This is a genomic window from Dokdonella sp. (genome assembly GCF_036518555.1).
Classification (GTDB): domain Bacteria; phylum Pseudomonadota; class Gammaproteobacteria; order Xanthomonadales; family Rhodanobacteraceae; genus Dokdonella_A.
This window is the reverse complement of record NZ_DATDMY010000078.1, coordinates 1-2,058: the sequence shown is the minus strand read 5'-3', so window position 1 is coordinate 2,058 and position 2,058 is coordinate 1. Positions and strand designations below refer to the sequence as shown.

At 69.9% G+C, this 2,058-nt stretch carries 3 protein-coding genes and 1 pseudogene; all 4 read left to right on the top strand.

Features of this window, described 5'->3' with window-relative positions:
- A pseudogene (locus VI238_RS05040) lies at positions 1-220 on the top strand (helix-turn-helix domain-containing protein); the annotation flags it as partial.
- Entirely contained in the window at positions 217-687 is a 471-nt protein-coding gene (locus tag VI238_RS05035) for an ArsI/CadI family heavy metal resistance metalloenzyme (RefSeq protein WP_331649118.1), read from the top strand. The pseudogene VI238_RS05040 and the gene VI238_RS05035, both read left to right, overlap by 4 nt.
- A gap of 5 nt (positions 688-692) precedes the next feature.
- On the top strand, positions 693-1,178 hold the full coding sequence (locus VI238_RS05030) for an arsenate reductase ArsC (RefSeq protein WP_331649116.1): 486 nt from the start codon (positions 693-695) through the stop codon (positions 1,176-1,178).
- A 193-nt stretch (positions 1,179-1,371) separates the two neighbouring features.
- Positions 1,372-2,016, top strand: coding sequence for an aquaporin (locus VI238_RS05025; RefSeq protein WP_331649114.1), 645 nt, complete (start codon positions 1,372-1,374; stop codon positions 2,014-2,016).
- Positions 2,017-2,058: the final 42 nt, after the last annotated feature.

Sequence of the window (2,058 nt, the reverse complement as noted above, 5' to 3'; positions counted from 1 at the left end):
GCTGGAGCTTCCGCCGGCGACGCTCACCGCGCACCTCAACGTGCTGCGCGCGGCCGGGCTCGTCAGCGACGAGCGGCAGGGCCGCGTGATCCGCGTCCGTGCCGACTACGCACGCATGAACGCCCTGCTCGCCTATCTCACTGAAAACTGCTGCGCCGGCGATGCCTGCACGCCCGAGCGCGGCTGCCCACCGAAACCCACGCGGAGAAGCAAGCGATGAAACGCTTCCATGTACACGTGAACGTGACCGACCTCGACGCGAGCATCGCGTTCTACTCGCAGCTGTTCGCGACCACGCCAGCCGTGGTGAAGCCCGACTATGCGAAGTGGATGCTAGACGATCCGCGCATCAACTTCGCGATCTCGCGTCGCGACCGCGTCGCCGGCGTCGATCACCTCGGCCTGCAGGCCGAATCCGCCGACGAACTCGCCGAGATCGGCGCGCGCCTCGCCGCGGCCGACGCGATCAAGCTCGCCGAGACCGGCACGACCTGCTGCTACGCGCGCTCGGACAAATACTGGTCCGAGGATCCGCAAGGCCTGCGCTGGGAAACGTTCCAGACGCACGGCGAAGCGACCACCTACTTCGCACCGACCGACGACGCGGCGTGCTGCGGACCGGCGCCGGTCGTGAAGGAAACCAAGGCAGCCTGCTGCGGCCCCGCCTCGACGTCGCGCTGCGGCTGAGTGCGATGCGCAACGTACTGTTCCTCTGCACCGGCAATTCCGCGCGCAGCATCCTCGCCGAAGCCCTGCTCGGCACGCTCGGCAAGGGGCGCTTCGAAGCGTACAGCGCGGGCAGCCAGCCCGCGGGACGCGTCCAGCCGATCGCCGCGGAACTCGCGACGGAACTCGGCTATCCGGCCGATCGCCTGCGCAGCAAGAGCTGGGACGAATTCGCGGCACCCGGCGCGCCGCCGATCGATGTCGTGATCACCGTGTGCGACAACGCGGCCGCCGAAACCTGCCCGATCTGGCCGGGCCATCCCGCGTCCGCGCACTGGGGCGTGCCCGATCCCGCCGCGGTCGAAGGCGACGACGAAACGAAGCGCCGCGCGTACCTCGCCGCGATGACGACGTTGCGGCGACGCGTCGAACTGCTGCTCGCGTTGCCGCTCGACACGCTCGATCGCCTGTCGATGCAGAAGCACTTGCGAGAGATCGGTAAGACGCCATGACGGACTGTGCACTCGGAGCCCATCCCGCATCACGTCCATTCGTGTCGACCGCAGCGAAACAACGCTCCGCGGAGTCGAAACATCGAACATTGCCGCGCGTCGCGACCCTTCGACGTCGCGCCGTCGGCGCTGTGCTCGGCGCGAACGGAATGGTCGAGGCGGTCCGTTCCGCAACCAGCATGGCCTTCGCGCCGTGACGCGCCTGCGCGTCCGCCTCGCCGCGGAGTTCGTCGCGACCGCGGTGCTGCTCTGCGCGGTGATCGGCTCCGGCATCATGGGCGAGCGCCTCGCCGGCGGCAACGCGGCGATCGCGTTGCTCGCGAACACCGGCGCGACGGTCGCGATCCTCTACGTGCTCATCGAGATCGCCGGCCCGATCAGTGGCGCGCACATGAACCCGCTCGTGACCGCGGTACTCGCGCAGCGCGGACATGTCGCGCGTCGTGACGTCGCGCCTTATTTCGGCGCGCAAGCTGCCGGCGCCGCCGCCGGCGCCTGGCTCGCCAACGCGATGTTCGACCTGCGCGTGCTGCAATGGGCGACGCACGCGCGCACCGGCTGGGGCCTCTGGCTCGGCGAAGCCGTCGCGACCGCCGGCCTGCTGCTCGTCGTGCTGCGCGCGCCGAAGGACAAAGTCGCCGCGCTCGTCGCCGCGTACATCGGCGCCGCGTACTGGTTCACCTCGTCGACGTCGTTCGCCAATCCGGCCGCGGCGTTCGGGCGCGTGTTCAGCGATTCCTTCGCGGGCATCGCGCCGCAGAGCGTGCCGATGTTCGTCGCGGCCGAGGCGGTCGGAGCGGGCATCGTGGCATGGGCTCTGCGCAGCGCCGATCGGTGAGCACCTTCCTGCCCGGCCATCGCGGCATGCATTCGCCGGTCG

Bases quoted from the DNA above. Each gene is read 5' to 3' on its own strand.
- VI238_RS05035 (WP_331649118.1), top strand. From the start codon at position 217: ATGAAACGCTTCCATGTACACGTGAACGTGACCGACCTCGACGCGAGC.
- VI238_RS05030 (WP_331649116.1), top strand. From the start codon at position 693: ATGCGCAACGTACTGTTCCTCTGCACCGGCAATTCCGCGCGCAGCATC.